Raw genomic sequence first — 15,816 nt, 5'->3', positions numbered from 1 at the left:
TCTTTCCCCCACCGAATACAACATGCCCGGCGAATCCAAACTCAAGTCCCTGCTGCAACTGATCCGGTTCGACAAACCAATTGGCACCCTGTTGCTGCTTTGGCCGACTCTCTGGGCGCTGTGGATCGCTGCTGGCGGCTTTCCCGACTGGGATCTGCTGCTCATTTTTACGCTGGGTACCGTGCTGATGCGCTCCGCAGGATGCATCGTTAACGACCTGGCTGACCGCCATTGGGACGGAGAGGTCAACCGTACCCGCGGCAGGCCTCTGGTAACCGGTGCTGTTACCGTCAAAGAAGCCCGACTTTTTTTCCTTACGCTGCTAATTGCTGCGTTCGTGCTGGTATTGTTCACTAACCCGCTGACGGTGAAGCTGTCTTTCGGCGCCGTGGCGCTGGCGTCCACCTACCCTTTCATGAAGCGCTACACCCAACTGCCGCAGCTGGTTCTGGGTGCGGCATTCTCCTGGGGCATACCCATGGCCTTTGCCGCGCAGACAGCAGCGCTACCGCCGGCCCTGTGGCTGATTTACTTTGCCAACCTGTTGTGGACCATGGCGTATGACACCAAATATGCCATGGTGGACCGTGATGATGACCTGGTAGTAGGTATCAAGTCGTCGGCGATCCTGTTTGGCCGCCATGACCGGCTCATCATCGGCATACTGCAGCTGGCCTTTCTTGGGCTGATGGTGGAGACCGGCGTGCTCTTTGGCCTGGGCGCTGTGTATTATCTCGGACTGGCAGCCGCAGCGGCATTGTGCGCGTATCACCAATACCTGATTCGTGACCGCGACCCCGCAGCCTGCTTCAAGGCTTTCCTGCACAACAATTGGGTGGGGGCAGTCATTTTCGCTGGCCTGGCGCTGGATTACACCTGGTAAAAAGGATTCACAGTGGAGCTTAACGCGGAATTCATTACCAGCCTCAAACAGGTCTCTGCCCGGGAGTGGGATGGCCTGTGCGATACGCGCTACCCTTTCTTGAGGCATCACTTTCTACTGGGTATGGAGGCCACTGGCTGCACTACCGCCGACAGCGGCTGGCAGCCCTGCCACCTCATACTCCGCGGTGGCGAACGCGCGGTCGCAGCACTACCCCTGTATCTGAAGTCACACTCATATGGCGAATACGTATTTGACTGGTCCTGGGCGAACGCCTGGCAGCAGCAGGGGCTGGACTACTACCCGAAACTCGTTGCCGCCATCCCCTTCACTCCGGCCACCGGGCCGCGCCTGTGCCACCTGCCTGAGCTCGATACGGATACTGCCTGGGGGATAACCCTCGACGCTCTGGAACAATTTGCCAGAGAGCAGGGGATTTCCAGCTGGCACCTGCTGTTTCCCGTTGAGGAAGTGTCGGAGCTGCTGCGCAAGCGTGGTATTGCCCAGCGCCGCAGTGTGCAATTTCACTGGTTCAATGACGGCTATACCTGCTTCGATGACTTCCTCGGCACCTTTAACAGCCGCAAACGCAAGACGTTGAAGCGTGAACGTCGCCGAATTCAGGAACAGGGCCTCAGCTTGAAAACGCTGGTAGGCAACCAGATCAGTGCCGACGACTGGGTGCTGTTCTACCACTTTTACCAGTTCACCTATGCCAAGCGCAGCGGACACGGCGGATACCTCACCCACGAATTTTTTACCGAGGTTGCCGCGGCAATGGCCGAGCAGGTAATTATGGTGATGGCCAGCCACGAGGGTGAAGCCATCGCAGCGGCCCTGTATTTCCGCGGGGAGGATACTCTCTACGGCCGCTACTGGGGCTGCGCCCGGGAGTTCGATGCACTGCATTTTGAGGCCTGCTACTATCGCGGCATTGAGTACTGTATTGCAGAGGGTATTGGACGATTCGATCCGGGTGCCCAGGGTGAGCACAAAATCCAGCGTGGCTTCCGCCCCGTGGAGACATTCTCCAACCATTGGATTGCCGACCCGCGCCTCTCTGCCGCTGTAGGCGACTTCGCCCGCAGGGAGCAACCCCACACCCAGGCCTATCTGCGCGAGACCACCGCCCTGCTTCCGTTCAAGCTACAGGACTGAAAATCCAGCGCTCAGCGCCTGCGCCACACCAGAAGCCGGTTGTTGGCGGGCATGGCCTTGTCTTCCTGCAGTGCAAAGCCGGCATCGATCGCCAGCGCGTCCACTTTTTCGAAGTCCCGGATCGCACTGTGCGGGCTGCGTTGGGCCAACCACTGGTCGAAGTCAGCATTGCTGTCCGAGGTGTACTGGCCGCCATAGTTAAATGGGCCGTAAACAGCCAGAAGCATGCCCTGTGGCGCGTTTTCCGCTAACTCTGCGAACAGCTCACATACAGCGCTCCAGGGCATAATGTGCAGGCTGTTTGCAGTAAACAGGGCATCCGGCAGGGGACCAACTTGCCAGGGTCGCTTACTCACATCCAGCGCCAGGGGAGCCAGCAGGTTACTTCCCTGGTATTCATCGCAACGCGGTCGCAAAATGTCGATCGCCTCCGGCACCTCGGTTGGTTGCCAGCGCAGAAATGCCATGTGACCAGCAAACCAGGTGGCATGCTGACCCGTTCCCGAAGCGATCTCCAGTACCCCTGAACAATCGGCAAATACCGTTTTGAGCACTTCCAGTATAGGGCCCTTGTTGTTTTCACAGGACTGGGAAAAGGGTAGTGAACGCATGCCGCAACGCCCGCTTATTTCGCCGCTGGAGCCTGCTCACGCGTGAACACCAGTTCCCTGGCGGAGGATTCCGCCCGGTTGTAGCGATAGCCGTCAGTGCGAAATTTTTTCAGCCCCTCTGGCTCATTGAGTTCCCTCTCAAGGATATAGCGCGCCATCTGGCCTCGTGCCTTCTTCGCATAGAAGCTGATCACTTTGTACTTGTCCCCTTTCAGGTCCTTGAACACAGGCGTGATGACATCAGCGTCAAGCGCCCTGGCCTTGACTGACTTGAAGTACTCGTTGGACGCCAGGTTTACCAGCACCGGGGACCCAGACTTCTTCAGCTGTTTGTTGATGGCCACAGTGATCTCATCACCCCAGAACTCGTAGAGGTTTTTGCCTCCGCTGTTGCTGAACTTCAGCCCCATTTCCAGGCGATAGGGCTGCATCAGGTCCAGCGGGCGTAACAGGCCGTAAAGCCCCGAGAGTATGCACAGGTGCTTCTGGGCGAAGCCCAGCTGCGCAGCATTGAGAGTTCCGGCATCCAGCCCGGTGTAGACATCACCCTTGAAAGCGAACAAGGCCTGCTTGGCATTGTCCAGACTGAACGGGGCAGACCAGTTCATAAAACGCGCGTGATTAAGCTCGGCGATGTTCTCGCTCACGCCCATGAGCTCGCGAATATCCTCCGGGCTCATTTCGCGCGCGTCCTCAACCAGCTTCTGCGCGCGGTCGATAAACTGTGGCTGCGTCGCTTTGCGGGTAGTGGGCGGAGTCTCGTAATCCAGCGTTTTTGCCGGGGAAATGACTGTCAGCATTGGTTCCTGCCTGTGTTCAACGGGTGGCGGTGGTGTCGTCTTTTGCAGGCGCTATGATACTCTGCACGCCTACCAATAAAAAAGACCTGTAGACCATGCCTTTGTTGCGCAAACTTGTGCAATTCATCGACCTTGTCACCGATCGCAGCGGTCGCTTGCTGGCCTGGCTGGCGCTGGCCATGGCGCTGCTGACTACTCTTATCGTCGTCATGCGCTATGGCTTCAATACCGGCTCGATATTCGCCCAGGAGCTGGTGACCTATATGCATGCCACCCTGTTTATGCTCGGCACGGCCTATGCGCTGAAGACGGGTGCCCACGTGCGCGTTGATATCTTCTATCGCAACTTCAGCGACCGCGGCAGGGCCTGGGTAAACGCGCTGGGCGGTGTGGTCTTCCTGATACCCCTCTGCCTGTTCATTGCCGTTGTCAGCTGGAACTACGTGAGTGAATCCTGGGCCATGGGTGAAGTCTCTACGGAACAGGGCGGCATCCAGGCGGTTTACCTGCTCAAGGGGTTGATCCCGGCCATGGCGATCAACCTGTTATTACAAGGGATCGCCGAGACCCTGCGCAGTACCCTGGTGCTGGTGGAAGGGCAAAGCTGAACATGGAGTTCCTGCCGCTATACCTGTTTGCCGCCGTGTGCCTGTTACTCATGCTGGGTTACCCGGTTGCCTTCACCCTGGCGGGCACCGCCCTGGCCTTCGCCGCCGGCGGCATACTCGGCGGCGTATTTGATGCCGGTTTCCTTTCGGCCCTGCCCGGTCGGGTTTTCGGCACCATGAACAACACCACACTCATTGCGGTGCCCCTGTTTATCCTGATGGGCACTATCCTGGAGAAGTCCCGCATCGCCGAGGAGTTGCTGGGGAGCATGGCCCGGGTGTTCGCAGGCCTGCGCGGCGGGCTCGGCATTTCGGTGGTCGTTGTCGGCATGTTCCTCGCCGCCAGCACCGGCATCGTCGGTGCCACGGTGGTCACCATGGGCCTGTTGTCGCTGCCCAGCATGTTGCGCGCAGGCTACAGCCCCGCCCTGGCTACCGGCACGATTTGCGCCACCGGCACGCTGGGCCAGATCATACCGCCATCTATCGCCCTGGTACTGCTGGGTGACATTCTCGCCAATGCCTACCAGCGTGCACAGCTAAGTATGAATGTATTCACGCCAAAGACCGTATCGGTGGGCGACCTCTTCGTGGGCGCGCTGATTCCCGGGCTGGTGCTGGTGGCGATGTATATTCTTTATCTGACCATTTATGCACGACTCAAACCCGAGGCGGCCCCGCCCGCTGAAGGCGAGGACATTTCACTGCTGGAGGTAATGCGCGGCCTGCTGCCACCGCTGCTGCTGATCTTCCTGGTGCTGGGCTCCATCCTGATAGGCGCCGCGACGCCCACAGAAGCTGCCGGCTTCGGCGCAGTGGGAGCACTGCTGTTGGCCCTGGTACGCGGGCAAATGACCTTCGACCGGCTGCGCGATGCGGTGATGGACACGCTGGGCGTGACCTGCATGGTTTTCATGATTCTGATTGGCGCGGCGGTGTTCTCACTGGTGTTCCGCGGGTTTGGCGGCGAGGAATTGATTCACGGCTTTTTTATCGACATGCCCGGTGGGGTCATGGGCGCCACGCTGGTGGTAATGCTGGTGATATTCCTGCTGGGCTTCATTCTCGACTTTATCGAGATCACCTTTGTCGTGGTGCCAATCGTCGGTCCCATCCTGTTGGCTATGGGGGTGGACCCGGTGTGGCTGGGAATCATGATCGCCCTCAACCTGCAGACCTCGTTTCTGACCCCACCGTTTGGCTTCGCGCTCTTCTATTTGCGCGGAGTGGCGCCCGATAGCGTCCCCACCGGCGCTATTTACCGTGGGGTCATACCCTTTATACTCATCCAGCTTATGTTGATCGGGGCCCTGTGGTATTGGCCGGAGATGGCCACGTGGCTACCCGAAAAACTCAAACAATAACGTACTCCCAGGTCTCTCATGAACGACATTGACAGCACTCCGATACCCCACGGTGATCTCGCCCTGCAAACCGTGGCAATGCCCAAGGACACCAACCCCAGCGGGGATATCTTTGGCGGATGGCTGATGTCACAAATGGATATTGCCGGCATGGTGACCGCATGCGAGGTCGCCGGCGGCCGCGTCTCGACGGTGGCTATCGAAGCCATGGCCTTCCTGACGCCCGTCCACGTGGGGGCGGTAGTGTCATGCTATTGCGATGTGCTGGAGATCGGGCGCAGCTCAATTCGCATCATTGTCGAGGTGTGGATCAACTCCAAGCACGATGGGGAGCCGATCAAGGTCACCGAGGGCGAGTTTGTGTTTGTGGCGATTGATGACAATGGCAGGACGCGTTCTATTCAGCGTCAGGGTTGAGCCCTGAGGGCGGAGTATCCCGCTCTCAGGACCGCCAAAAAACGTCGTCCGTGACAGGCTTGGGGTCGCCCATCCCTGGCCTCCGACATCCTGGGAACGGGATACTCCGCCCTCAGGGCACATTCCGCGGCTGCATTCAGTAATCCTCTTCACCCAATACCACATCCCGCAGGTTGATATACGCCTGCTCAGAAATATGATGGTAGTTGCGCACTCCCTTGTAGAACTCGCTGTAAGACGCATAAACCCTGGCCGACATCGGGTCCTTCGCCACCAGGTCATCCAGGGCCTGACGCGTGCCCAGCCACAACGCTTTCAATACGTCGTCCGGGAATCGACGCAGTTGCACACCGTGTTCCTCTATCAACTCGCGTAGCGCCTCGTTATTGCGCGCCGTGTATTCGTCGAGCATGTCCTGGCTGGATGCCCTGGCTGCCTCACGCACGATAGCCTGCAGGTCGGCCGGCAGTTCAGCCATTGAATCCTTGTTGATAATAAACTCGAGAATGGAGCCGGGTTCATGCCATCCCGGGTAATAGTAATACTTCGCTACTTCATGGAAGCCGAGAATACGGTCATTGTAGGGCCCCACCCACTCCAGTGCGTCGATAACACCGGTTTGCAGCGAGGTATACAGTTCGCTGCCAGGCAGGGTCACAGAGGTTCCACCGGCCGCGGTGAACACTTCGCCGGCCATACCGGGGATGCGCATTTTCAGGCCTTTGAGATCGTCGATGGAGTTGATTTCCTTGTTAAACCAGCCGCCCATCTGCACACCGGTACTACCGCCGGCCATCGGCACCAGGTTGAAGGGCGCATAAGCCTCTTCATACAGCGCGAGGCCGCCACCGTAATGTAGCCAGCCGTACATTTCCTGGGCATTGAGCCCAAACGGAACTGCGGTGAAGAAGACAGACGAGGGGACCTTGCCTTTCCAGTAGTAAGCAGCGCCGTGACCCGCGTCAGCCACGCCCTGGGATACTGCGTCAAACACACCCAGTGCCGGCACGATTTCCCCACCACCATAGACGCGGATCTTGAGCCGACCGTTGCTCATTTCGTCCACCATACGAGAGAGGTTTTCTGCAGCGCTGCCCAAGCCCGGGAAGTTCTTCGGCCAGGTGGTGACCAGTTTCCATTCAAACTCTGGCCCGGCGTTGATTTCACCGTCCGCCATAGCCGCTACGGATTTTGCACCTCCCGCCTTCTCTGCCGCCCACAGACCAATTACGGCCACCAGCGCGGCCACCAGGGCGAGAATGATCAGCGGCGCAAGGCGCTGCTCCCGTGAATCCGTCGCCATCTCAGTATCCTTGTTATAACAGTTGCAGGTTGGCGTATTGCAGCACCAGCCACTTGCTGCCCTCGTCATCGAAATTGACTTCTACCCGGGCGCTATTGCCTCGCCCCTCGAAGTTTAGCACGGTGCCCTCGCCGAAAATCTGGTGATAAACCCGCTGGCCCAGGCTCAATTCGGTGTCAGGTACCGTCGCCTGGGCAAAGCTGCTGACCGGCCTGGCCACCGTGTTGTTGATGCGCACCTCCTGCAGCAGTTCGGCGGGGATCTCGCGAATAAATCGCGATGGGGCGTTGAAGGACTCACTGCCATGCAGGCGGCGGGACTCCGCGTAGGTAATCATCAGGCGCTCCATCGCACGGGTAATACCTACATAACAAAGGCGGCGCTCCTCCTCCAGGCGACCGGGCTCCTCGATAGACATTCGATGGGGAAACAGGTTCTCTTCCATCCCCGCCAGGAAGACCAGCGGAAACTCCAGGCCCTTGGCTGAGTGCAGGGTCATTAGTTGCACGCTGTCCTCGTGCTCGTCGGCCTGGGCGTCGCCGGCATCAAGGGCGGCACTGTCCAGAAACTGCTGCAAGGGAGAGGCCTCATCTGCCTCGTCGGGCGCGAACTGTTTGCCTGCACTGACCAACTCTTCCAGGTTCTCTACCCTGGCCTGACCTTTCTCGCCTTTCTCTTTCTGATGGTAGTCGATCAGGCCGGAGTGCTGGATACAGTGTTCCACCAGGTCATCGAGGCTCAATTCATCCGAGCCGGAATCCAGTTCATTGATCAACACCCTGAATCCATCCAGCGCAGACAGCGCACGCGGTGGCAGCAGCTTTTCCGCGATCGCGGTCTCGATTGCCTGCCACAGTGAAATGTTCCGGCTGCGGGCACAGCTGCGCACCACATCCAGCGTCTTGCTGCCAATACCACGGGGCGGCGTATTGATCACCCGCTCCACCGCTGCGTCATCGCCACGACTCTGCAACAGGCGCAGGTAAGCCAGGGCGTTACGAATCTCCAGGCGCTCGTAAAAGCGCTGTCCACCGTATATACGGTAGGGCATGGCCCCCCGAATCAGTGCCTCCTCCAGCACTCGCGACTGGGCATTGGAGCGATAGAGAATGGCAACCGAGGAGCGCGTATGGCCATCTGCGACCCATTGCTCAATTTGCTCAACAATGAAACGCGCTTCATCGTGTTCGTTAAAACCGGCATAGAGCGTTATGGGCTCGCCGTGTTCACCCGCCGTCCACAGTTGTTTACCCAGGCGCCCAAAATTGAAGCCGATCACCCCGTTGGCAGCCTGCAGGATCGTCTGGGTCGACCGGTAATTCTGTTCCAGGCGAACGGTACGAGTGCTATTGAAATCATCGGTAAAGCGCTGGATATTCTCAATCTTTGCGCCCCGCCAGCCATAGATAGACTGGTCGTCATCCCCGACCGCCATCACCGGAACATTTTTCCCGGCCAGCACCCGCAGCCAGGCATACTGTATGGTGTTGGTATCCTGGAATTCGTCGACCAGAATCTGCCGGAAACGGCCCTGATAATGCGCCAGCACATCCGGGTTCTTCAGCCACAACTCATGGGCCCTGAGCAGCAGTTCGGCGAAGTCCACCATGCCTCCACGGTCACAGGCCTCCTCGTAGGCGCGATATACCTGCAACATGACCTGCGCATAGAGGTCGCCGTGCGGTGCCTCAATATGCTGTGAGCGCAGCCCCTCATCCTTCTGCGAATTGATGTACCACATGGCTTGCTTGGGCGGCCAACGGCTCTCATCCAGCTCCAGCTCCCGGCAAACCCGCTTGACCAGGCGCAGCTGGTCATCGCTATCCAGAATCTGGAAGTTCTGCGGCAAACCGGCCTCCTGCCAGTGCGCTTTCAACAACCGGTGCGCCAGCCCGTGAAAAGTGCCCACCCACATGCCGTGACTGGGAATCTGCAGCATCTCCTCGATGCGCGAACGCATCTCCCGGGCTGCCTTGTTGGTAAACGTTACCGCCAGGATCGACCAGGGGGAAAAGTCCTCGGCCCGAATCAACCAGGCAATGCGGTGCACCAACACGCGCGTCTTGCCGCTTCCGGCACCCGCCAGCACGAGCATGTTCTGGCTCTCGGCAGCGACGGCGTCGCGCTGGGCCTCGTTGAGTGGGGAGAGAATATCCGATACGTCCATCGCCGCATTCTAACCGAGTGCTCGCCACTAAGGGTCGAATTTTTACGCACATGATCACCAGCGCCAATAAATCGACAGCAGGCAGGAATTCGTCATGTAGGGATACGGCAAAAGCCCTGCGGGTTTGCTACTATCAGCCGCAGACGAGGCAGATCAAGCGGTTACGCACAATGAAAGACAGGGACGCAGAAGACCAGGAAAAGAAAGCCAGGGAGTCTGCCGCAGACAGCGCCAGTGATTGGGGGCGACGGCAAAGCCAGATCAGCGATTTTGACGACGAGGACGAGTTTGAAGAGTCTGACCGCGACACCGACTTCAACGCCATCTACACCGAAGTAGAGGAGGAAGAGCTGGACCTGGATGCAGACGAGGAAGAGTGGTCAGAAGACGACACTGCCAACAGCGACGACGAGGACCTGACCAGTACACCCTGGGACGACAACCTTGACGACGAGGACGATTCCGACGAACAGGACCTCTGGGACATGGAGCTGAACCCCGAGGGCTCCTTTGACGATGACCCTCCTGAGGAGGCGCTGGAGCCAGCAGCTATTGCTGCCGCCACCTACGCGAGAGCCCACGACCGCACCCAGGAGTGGGACGAATTGGAAGATGAAGACGAGTACGAAGAGGAAGAAGAACGAGAATTGAATATTTCACTGGGCATGATTGTGGTCGCTGTACTCGCACTCATACTGCTTGGCGCAGGCGGCTACGGAATCATAGAAGAACGCGCCTCCTTGCAGGAAGAAGTTCGCCAATTACGCGCCAGCCTCGCCACCTCTGCTCCACCGGATGAAGTCGCCGCGAGCCGTGAAGCCGCAGCACGCGCCAGCGAACGCAATACACAGTTGCAGCAGCAGGCAGGAGACCTCGCCAGGGAGAACCGCAGCCTGCAGGCTATTATTTCCGGGCTGGAGTTACAGCTTACAGCACAACAGGAGGCACTTGCCCAGGCCGAGAAAGTCGCACCCGCAGAAGCGGCTGTCGCGGCAACGCCCAAACCCGCGCCACCGACCCCCAAACCAGCACCGGCACCGGTGAAACCATCGCCGGCACCACAACCCGCCACAGAGGACGCAGAAAAACCACCGGCAGTCAGTAGCGGCGGTGACTGGTTTGTAAACTTCAGCTCCTACGGCCAGCGCGGCCCGGCCCAGAGCTGGGCGAGTAAACTCAAGCCGTCCGTTGGCACGGTGGTCGTGGCGCCGGCTCAGAGCAACGGCAGGGATATTTTCCGGGTACGCGTCATAGGCCTGGCCGACAAGAGCACAGCCCAGGAAGTGGCCGAAGAGCTGCAGCGTGAATTCAAGACCGGCAAGCTCTGGGTAGGCCGTGCCGAGTGACTTGGCAGCAGCGGTCTCGCCTGCTAATGTTTTTACTTACGTCAAACCCGTTACAGGAATAACGATATGCAATTCATCAAGTACACCGCCATCGCTCTCGCTCTGGGCGCAGCGCCCGCTTTCGCCGCTGAATGCACAGCGCCGGCGTCCCCGACCCTTCCTGATGGCGCCAGCTCAAGCATGGACGACATGCTGAGCGGGCAACAGGCCGTGAAGGCTTTTCAAGCCGCAAATCTTGAATACATGAAGTGCCTGGAGCCCAGCCTGGCTGAAGCCGAGGCTGCGGTTAAAGCCGGAGATGAGGGCGCTGAAGCCCGCTATCAACAAGCCCAGGAAACCTACAATGCGGCAGTGTCTGCGGAAGAGTCAGTGGCCGGCCAGTTCAATACCGAAATTCGCGAGTACAAGGCGGCCAACCCTAAATAACCAGCGAATCAGGGCCGGATTCTACCGGCCCTTACCCCAACGGCCCCCAGGCTGAGTGGGTGAGAGCAACCGCAACAATATAGGCTGCAGTTGCCAGAGCGGCGAGATAAGCCGCTAACCTGGCCTCGCGCGTCCTGGCAAATCGCAATGCCGCCATGCCCAGCGCAATATACAGCAGCAGTGCTACCAGTTTGGCCGTTACCCAGGGCAGGCTCAGTGGCGATACTCCCCATATCCACAGCATTCCCACCGCCGTGCCCAGCAGGCAGGAATCGATCACGTGTGGCAGCACTTTCACCAGTCGATGTTTACACAGCGGATTACTCTGTAATGCCCAGTATCCGCGGAGTGCAAAGCCCGCAACAGATAGGAAAGCACATAAAACGTGCGCGGTTTTCAAAACGGTAAAGGTCATCATCAGCAGCAGTTTATCAGGCCCCACAGGGTCAAAACCAACGGTGCAGACTGGAGACCAGCTATTTTCAGGCGGTAGCCTGCCCTGGTGCCGGTTCTGCGAGAGAGCACGGCTGCGGGGCACCAAGTGCCTATTTCCACAAACAACACTAGCCATGGAATCAGCACATTGATACCGTTTCTATACGTTCATCCCATTTGCCATGACCATGTTGTCCAGATCCTCCCTACTGATCGCCGCTACCGTTGTCCTCCTCAGTGCGTGTCGCATGCCAGTTGTGGTTAACGGCGAGGGTTTCGTCTACGGCCAGCTTTCCGGGGAAATCTATAGCGATGGCTATCTGTTCGACATCAATGAGGACTTCCAGGAAGTCTTCTGGCCGATCCCCGCTCCCGGCCACAGCTTCTCGCGATGGACCAGGGTCTGTGACCGAACCTATGGTTCCTGTGAGCTGGAACTGACCCGGGAGCTCTGGGAACAGGACCGCGAAATCCCTCTGGGCGCCCGCTTCGAGCAGGGTTACCGTGGTCCGTTGCAGCTGGTCAGCTATGAGCTCTACTGGAACGAGTCCCTCCGCACTCTCAGCATACCGGCCGACAGCCTGGAGCTCGAAGGCGTACATGCGCAGGATTCTGCGCGGCTGTTCATGGCCCCAGCGGACCTGGGCGCCGTGGTGCCGGCAACACGCGTGGGCGATGACTACCGCTTCCGGCTTCCCGACAATGACTACAGTTTCCGGGACTACTGGCTGTTCATATCTGCAGTGGATAGCGACGGCGTCATCGCCAGCGCCTCTTTCGATTTTGGCCTGGCCGACAAGGTACGGGCCGAAGAATTGCGCGCCCACAGCAAAAAATCACCCTACGCGGGCGTGCTTGCCGACTGCGTAAGCGCCAACAACCCCTTCGCCATTTGCACACTGGAAGAACTACCATTCCTGGGCAGCAGCACCACCACCCCCTCGGTCAGCGATGTGCTGCAACGCACGGTAGTCAGCCACAGCTGGATGGGTCAGCGCTTCGCGGAGGTGCTGCAACGCCTGCCAAGGGACATGCTGAAGATGTTTCGCGGTGCCACCGCCGTGGTGATCAGCTCACGCGTGCGCCCGGCGTTTTATATCACCACCTCAGGTGCAATCTACCTGGACCCTCAGGACCTGTGGCTGACACCTGGAGAACGCGCCACCATAGACTGGGAGCCCGACTATCGTAGCGGCTTCAGCAGCGGCCTCGGGTTTATTTCCGCCGACCTGTATGTCGACGGGAACAGGCCGGCATGGTACTACTCCTCACAGTACCTGGAAGGTGAAAACCGCCGGCTCAGCGACATCATATGGCCCATGGCCAATCTGTTGGCCCATGAGCTGGCCCACGCCAACGACGCGATGCCGCCCGCTCTATTGCCCCTGGTTTCGCCCCGGGAGACGCCGCTGGATGTGACCTTCCGTTTTGACCAGGAGTCTGCCAGCACCCAGTTGAAGAACGCGTATCCGCTGCGTTCAGAGCTGCTGCTGGACCTGGGTGAGATACTGTTTCACGGCGCGCCTGCGAGCCGCCTTATACTGTCACTGACGCCGCGTGAAGTAGGCCTGGAGTTCGAATCCGATGACGCCAGTGCGCTGTACAGCTATTCAAGCCCTTACGAGGATACGGCGATGCTGGTGGAGGAAGTGCTGACGCGCTACTACTTCGGCCTGGACCGGGTCGCCTCGTTCCTCGAGGTCCCGGAATCGGCCGATCCGGAATGCGCCGAATTCACCCTGCGCTGGGGCATGCGCAACCGCGTCGCAACGCCCGCGGTGCGTGCACGGGCAGAGCTGGTGCTGGCTGGGATTCTCGGCGAGGCTGATGTCTCCAAATACCTGGATGCACTGCCTGAGACAGAGGACCTGGAGCGAGGCATCGGTCTATGTGAAAGCCTGGTGCTCCTGCCCAGTTTCAACCAGCCGCTGCCCGGTAAGTTCATCGCCCCCATGGAGCTGGCCCGGCATCGGGCGATACAAGTCGGCACGCACCAGCAGATGCGCGAACGAGCCCACCGCGCCCGTGTCAGCCATGACCGCCATTAGCCATCAGAAATTATAGCGGCCCTGCACTGCAAGCGTGCGCGGACGACTGACACTGCCGATAGTGGTAGTGCCGGCGGGGACCTCATCCCTGCCGCCAAAGAAAGGAAAATCAAAGCCAAAGGAACTGGACTCATCCAGCAGGTTGCGCGCTACCAGGGCCAGCTCCCAGCTGCCATCGGGCTGTACCATGGCGAGTCTCACATCCACCAGGGTCAGCGCCCCATCAGGGTCGGCTTCAAGGCGTTGCTGGTACTGCTCATCACGGTAGTTGACCGCGCCTTCCAAACGCCATTCCAGGCCAGCAAGGTCAACCGGTAGCGTCCAGGCAACATCGACCGCTGCTGACCACTCCGGTGCATAAGGCAGCGTCAGCCCGCTGTCCTTTTCTTCCGCATCGACATACGTAGCGCTGGCCCCGACCAGCAGGTCAGCCGTCAATAACCAGCGCGTTTCCAGCTCCAGACCGCGACTGCGGGCGGGCACGGTTGACGTCAAGAAGCCAGTGCCAACAAACGAGACGACCTGGAAGTCATCGATGTCAGTGTAAAACAGGGCGGCATTAAATAGCCCGGCGCCGCCAGCCGATTGCCATTTGAAACCCAGCTCCGAGGTCTGGGCCTTCTCCGTATCAAATTCAGCTTCCTCGGGAACCGCAACATTAATGCTAAATCCGCCACTCTTGCTGCCGGATGCCCAGGAGAGATAGCCTGTGAGCTGGTCACTGAAGTCATACTGTAAGCTGACCGAACCATCGAGGTTGTACTCTTTACGATGCAGGTCGGTAGGCGCGACCTCCGGGCTGATTACGCCCGCAAGAATATCCGCCAGAGGGCCGCCACTACGCAGGCGCTCACGTGCCCATACGGCATCCTTGTCTTCCTCCGTATAGCGCAAACCCAGCGTAGCGCTCCACTGCTGCCCGAAGTAGAGACTGGCCTGCCCGTAAGTTGACAGAATTTTCGTATCCTGCGTGTAAGTCAGCAGGCTACTGGAATCCACCGGAAGCGGCCCTATCGTGAAGGGTGGCGGAAAGGCCGAGTCGGTGATGTTGCCGTAGTCCAGTGCACTGTCGTGGTAGTAAATGCCCAACATGTACTCCAGGCGCTCCCCCTGTGGCGAGGCGATTCTCAGTTCCTGGGTAAACTGTTCGTAATCACTGGCGAAGACCGAGGTGAGGTAGTCCACAGAGAGAAAGTCTGTATCGGTCAGGCGGTCATTCTCGTATTCAGACCAGCCTGTCAATGAGGTCAGCGTAAAGCGCGCCAGCGCCTGCTCATACAGCGCAACCGCGCGCTGCGAGGTCTGCTCATCATCTGCGTCGCCGTGGCCACTGTAAGAGGTAAAAGCGTATTTGTTGTCGTCGAGGCCGATGTCCGCACCCGGATTCATGGACCGCATAAATCCGACACTGTCCTTATCCGGCTGAAACGTGTCCCCGGTAATGTGCAAATCGTCATATTCATAACTCAGGTCCAGGCGCCCGCCCTCACCTATCGCGAAACGCGCCGCGACACGCAGTGTATTCTGCTCCCGCTCAGGCACCTCACTGCCTATTGCATTGTTATCCACGTAGCCCGCTTCATCCACCGCATTGAAAGCCAGGCGGTAGTTGCCCAGAGAGCTGGGAATATTCACCGCGCCGGTCAGGTAACGGCTGCCGAACCCGGTCTCATAGTCGCCCTGGACGTAACCGGTGAATGTATCACCGGGCTTCGAGCTGATAATACTGAGGGCACCAAGGCTGCTGTTTTTCCCCAACAGGGTATTCTGGGTGCCCTTGATGACCTCCACGCGTTCAACGTCGAACAACGCCGTCTGGAAGTCGCGCACCCGGCCGCTCCATATTCCATCGATAAACAGGCCTACAGACTGATCCAGGCTTTCGCTGGCAGAGCCCGTGCCCAACCCGCGAATCGCCACCTGGGCGAGGTTTTGCGGTGTGGGTTGAATCGTCAACCCTGGCACAGCATCAGCAAGGTCTGCTGTATTGCGGATAGAAAATTTATCCAGGTGTTGCGCGCTGACCACGTTGACCGTGACCGGAATATCCTGGACGTTCTGCACCCGCTTCTGCGCGGTCACCAGCACTTCCTCCAGCACCGGCGCCACTTCCTGAGCATGGCTATGCCCCACAACTACAAGCAGCACAATGCCGCTCACTGCTTTCTTCAATGTCCGGGTGTCCTTATGAAAAACCCGCTCACCGGCGCGAAGCTGATGAGCGGGATGCTGACCCGATGATACGCCACC

At 58.9% G+C, this 15,816-nt stretch carries 14 protein-coding genes; 8 read left to right on the top strand and 6 right to left on the bottom strand.

What is annotated here, in order from left to right:
* The first annotated feature begins 22 nt into the window (after positions 1 to 22).
* Positions 23 to 883 (top strand): 4-hydroxybenzoate octaprenyltransferase, encoded by an 861-nt coding sequence (gene ubiA, locus C0039_RS02075; RefSeq protein ID WP_075999784.1) that lies wholly within the window; start codon positions 23 to 25, stop codon positions 881 to 883.
* A gap of 12 nt (positions 884 to 895) precedes the next feature.
* Positions 896 to 2,041, top strand: a complete 1,146-nt coding sequence (locus C0039_RS02070; RefSeq protein ID WP_101517102.1) for a GNAT family N-acetyltransferase — start codon at positions 896 to 898, stop codon at positions 2,039 to 2,041.
* 11 nt (positions 2,042 to 2,052) lie between these two features.
* Here the strand turns inward: C0039_RS02070 and C0039_RS02065 are convergent, their stop codons facing one another.
* Both C0039_RS02065 and yaaA read right to left on the bottom strand, forming a co-directional pair.
* Positions 2,053 to 2,652 (bottom strand): DUF938 domain-containing protein, encoded by a 600-nt coding sequence (locus C0039_RS02065; RefSeq protein WP_075999782.1) that lies wholly within the window; start codon positions 2,650 to 2,652, stop codon positions 2,053 to 2,055.
* A gap of 14 nt (positions 2,653 to 2,666) precedes the next feature.
* Positions 2,667 to 3,452, bottom strand: coding sequence for a peroxide stress protein YaaA (yaaA, locus tag C0039_RS02060; protein ID WP_075999781.1), 786 nt, complete (start codon positions 3,450 to 3,452; stop codon positions 2,667 to 2,669).
* 95 nt (positions 3,453 to 3,547) lie between these two features.
* Here yaaA and C0039_RS02055 point away from each other — a divergent pair, with 95 nt between their 5' ends.
* Genes C0039_RS02055 through C0039_RS02045 form a run of 3 tightly spaced genes read left to right on the top strand, consistent with a single transcriptional unit; the run spans position 3,548 to position 5,841 of the window.
* Positions 3,548 to 4,060 (top strand): TRAP transporter small permease subunit, encoded by a 513-nt coding sequence (locus tag C0039_RS02055; RefSeq protein WP_101517101.1) that lies wholly within the window; start codon positions 3,548 to 3,550, stop codon positions 4,058 to 4,060.
* A 2-nt stretch (positions 4,061 to 4,062) separates the two neighbouring features.
* Positions 4,063 to 5,424, top strand: coding sequence for a TRAP transporter large permease (locus C0039_RS02050; RefSeq protein WP_101517100.1), 1,362 nt, complete (start codon positions 4,063 to 4,065; stop codon positions 5,422 to 5,424).
* 18 nt (positions 5,425 to 5,442) lie between these two features.
* The gene (locus C0039_RS02045) at positions 5,443 to 5,841 is read left to right on the top strand and encodes an acyl-CoA thioesterase (protein ID WP_075999778.1); all 399 of its coding nucleotides are present in this window, start codon (positions 5,443 to 5,445) and stop codon (positions 5,839 to 5,841) included.
* Positions 5,842 to 5,977: 136 nt separating this feature from the next.
* Here C0039_RS02045 and C0039_RS02040 read toward each other — a convergent pair whose 3' ends face one another.
* Positions 5,978 to 7,144 (bottom strand): TRAP transporter substrate-binding protein, encoded by a 1,167-nt coding sequence (locus tag C0039_RS02040; protein ID WP_075999777.1) that lies wholly within the window; start codon positions 7,142 to 7,144, stop codon positions 5,978 to 5,980.
* A gap of 13 nt (positions 7,145 to 7,157) precedes the next feature.
* The gene (gene uvrD / locus C0039_RS02035) at positions 7,158 to 9,311 is read right to left on the bottom strand and encodes a DNA helicase II (protein ID WP_101517099.1); all 2,154 of its coding nucleotides are present in this window, start codon (positions 9,309 to 9,311) and stop codon (positions 7,158 to 7,160) included.
* Between the two features lie 170 nt (positions 9,312 to 9,481).
* On the opposite strand from uvrD, the gene C0039_RS02030 reads away from it, so the two are divergent.
* On the top strand, positions 9,482 to 10,657 hold the full coding sequence (locus C0039_RS02030; RefSeq protein WP_101517098.1) for an SPOR domain-containing protein: 1,176 nt from the start codon (positions 9,482 to 9,484) through the stop codon (positions 10,655 to 10,657).
* Positions 10,658 to 10,723: 66 nt separating this feature from the next.
* Positions 10,724 to 11,083 (top strand): hypothetical protein, encoded by a 360-nt coding sequence (locus tag C0039_RS02025; RefSeq protein ID WP_075999773.1) that lies wholly within the window; start codon positions 10,724 to 10,726, stop codon positions 11,081 to 11,083.
* 31 nt (positions 11,084 to 11,114) lie between these two features.
* On the opposite strand, the gene C0039_RS02020 is transcribed toward C0039_RS02025, so the two are convergent.
* Complete coding sequence (locus tag C0039_RS02020) at positions 11,115 to 11,621, bottom strand: SirB2 family protein (protein ID WP_165787010.1); 507 nt, start codon at positions 11,619 to 11,621, stop codon at positions 11,115 to 11,117.
* 145 nt (positions 11,622 to 11,766) lie between these two features.
* On the opposite strand from C0039_RS02020, the gene C0039_RS02015 reads away from it, so the two are divergent.
* Positions 11,767 to 13,566 carry a hypothetical protein gene (locus tag C0039_RS02015; RefSeq protein ID WP_101517097.1) on the top strand — a complete coding sequence of 600 codons (1,800 nt, stop codon included), beginning with the start codon at positions 11,767 to 11,769 and terminating at the stop codon, positions 13,564 to 13,566.
* Between the two features lie 3 nt (positions 13,567 to 13,569).
* Here the strand turns inward: C0039_RS02015 and C0039_RS02010 are convergent, their stop codons facing one another.
* Entirely contained in the window at positions 13,570 to 15,738 is a 2,169-nt protein-coding gene (locus C0039_RS02010) for a TonB-dependent receptor (RefSeq protein WP_165787009.1), read from the bottom strand.
* Between the last annotated feature and the right edge of the window lie 78 nt (positions 15,739 to 15,816).

This window comes from Pseudohalioglobus lutimaris (genome assembly GCF_002866825.1).
Classification (GTDB): Bacteria; Pseudomonadota; Gammaproteobacteria; order Pseudomonadales; family Halieaceae; genus Halioglobus; species Halioglobus lutimaris.
Note: the sequence above shows the minus strand (reverse complement) of the source record. Positions and strands in the feature narration are given on the sequence as shown.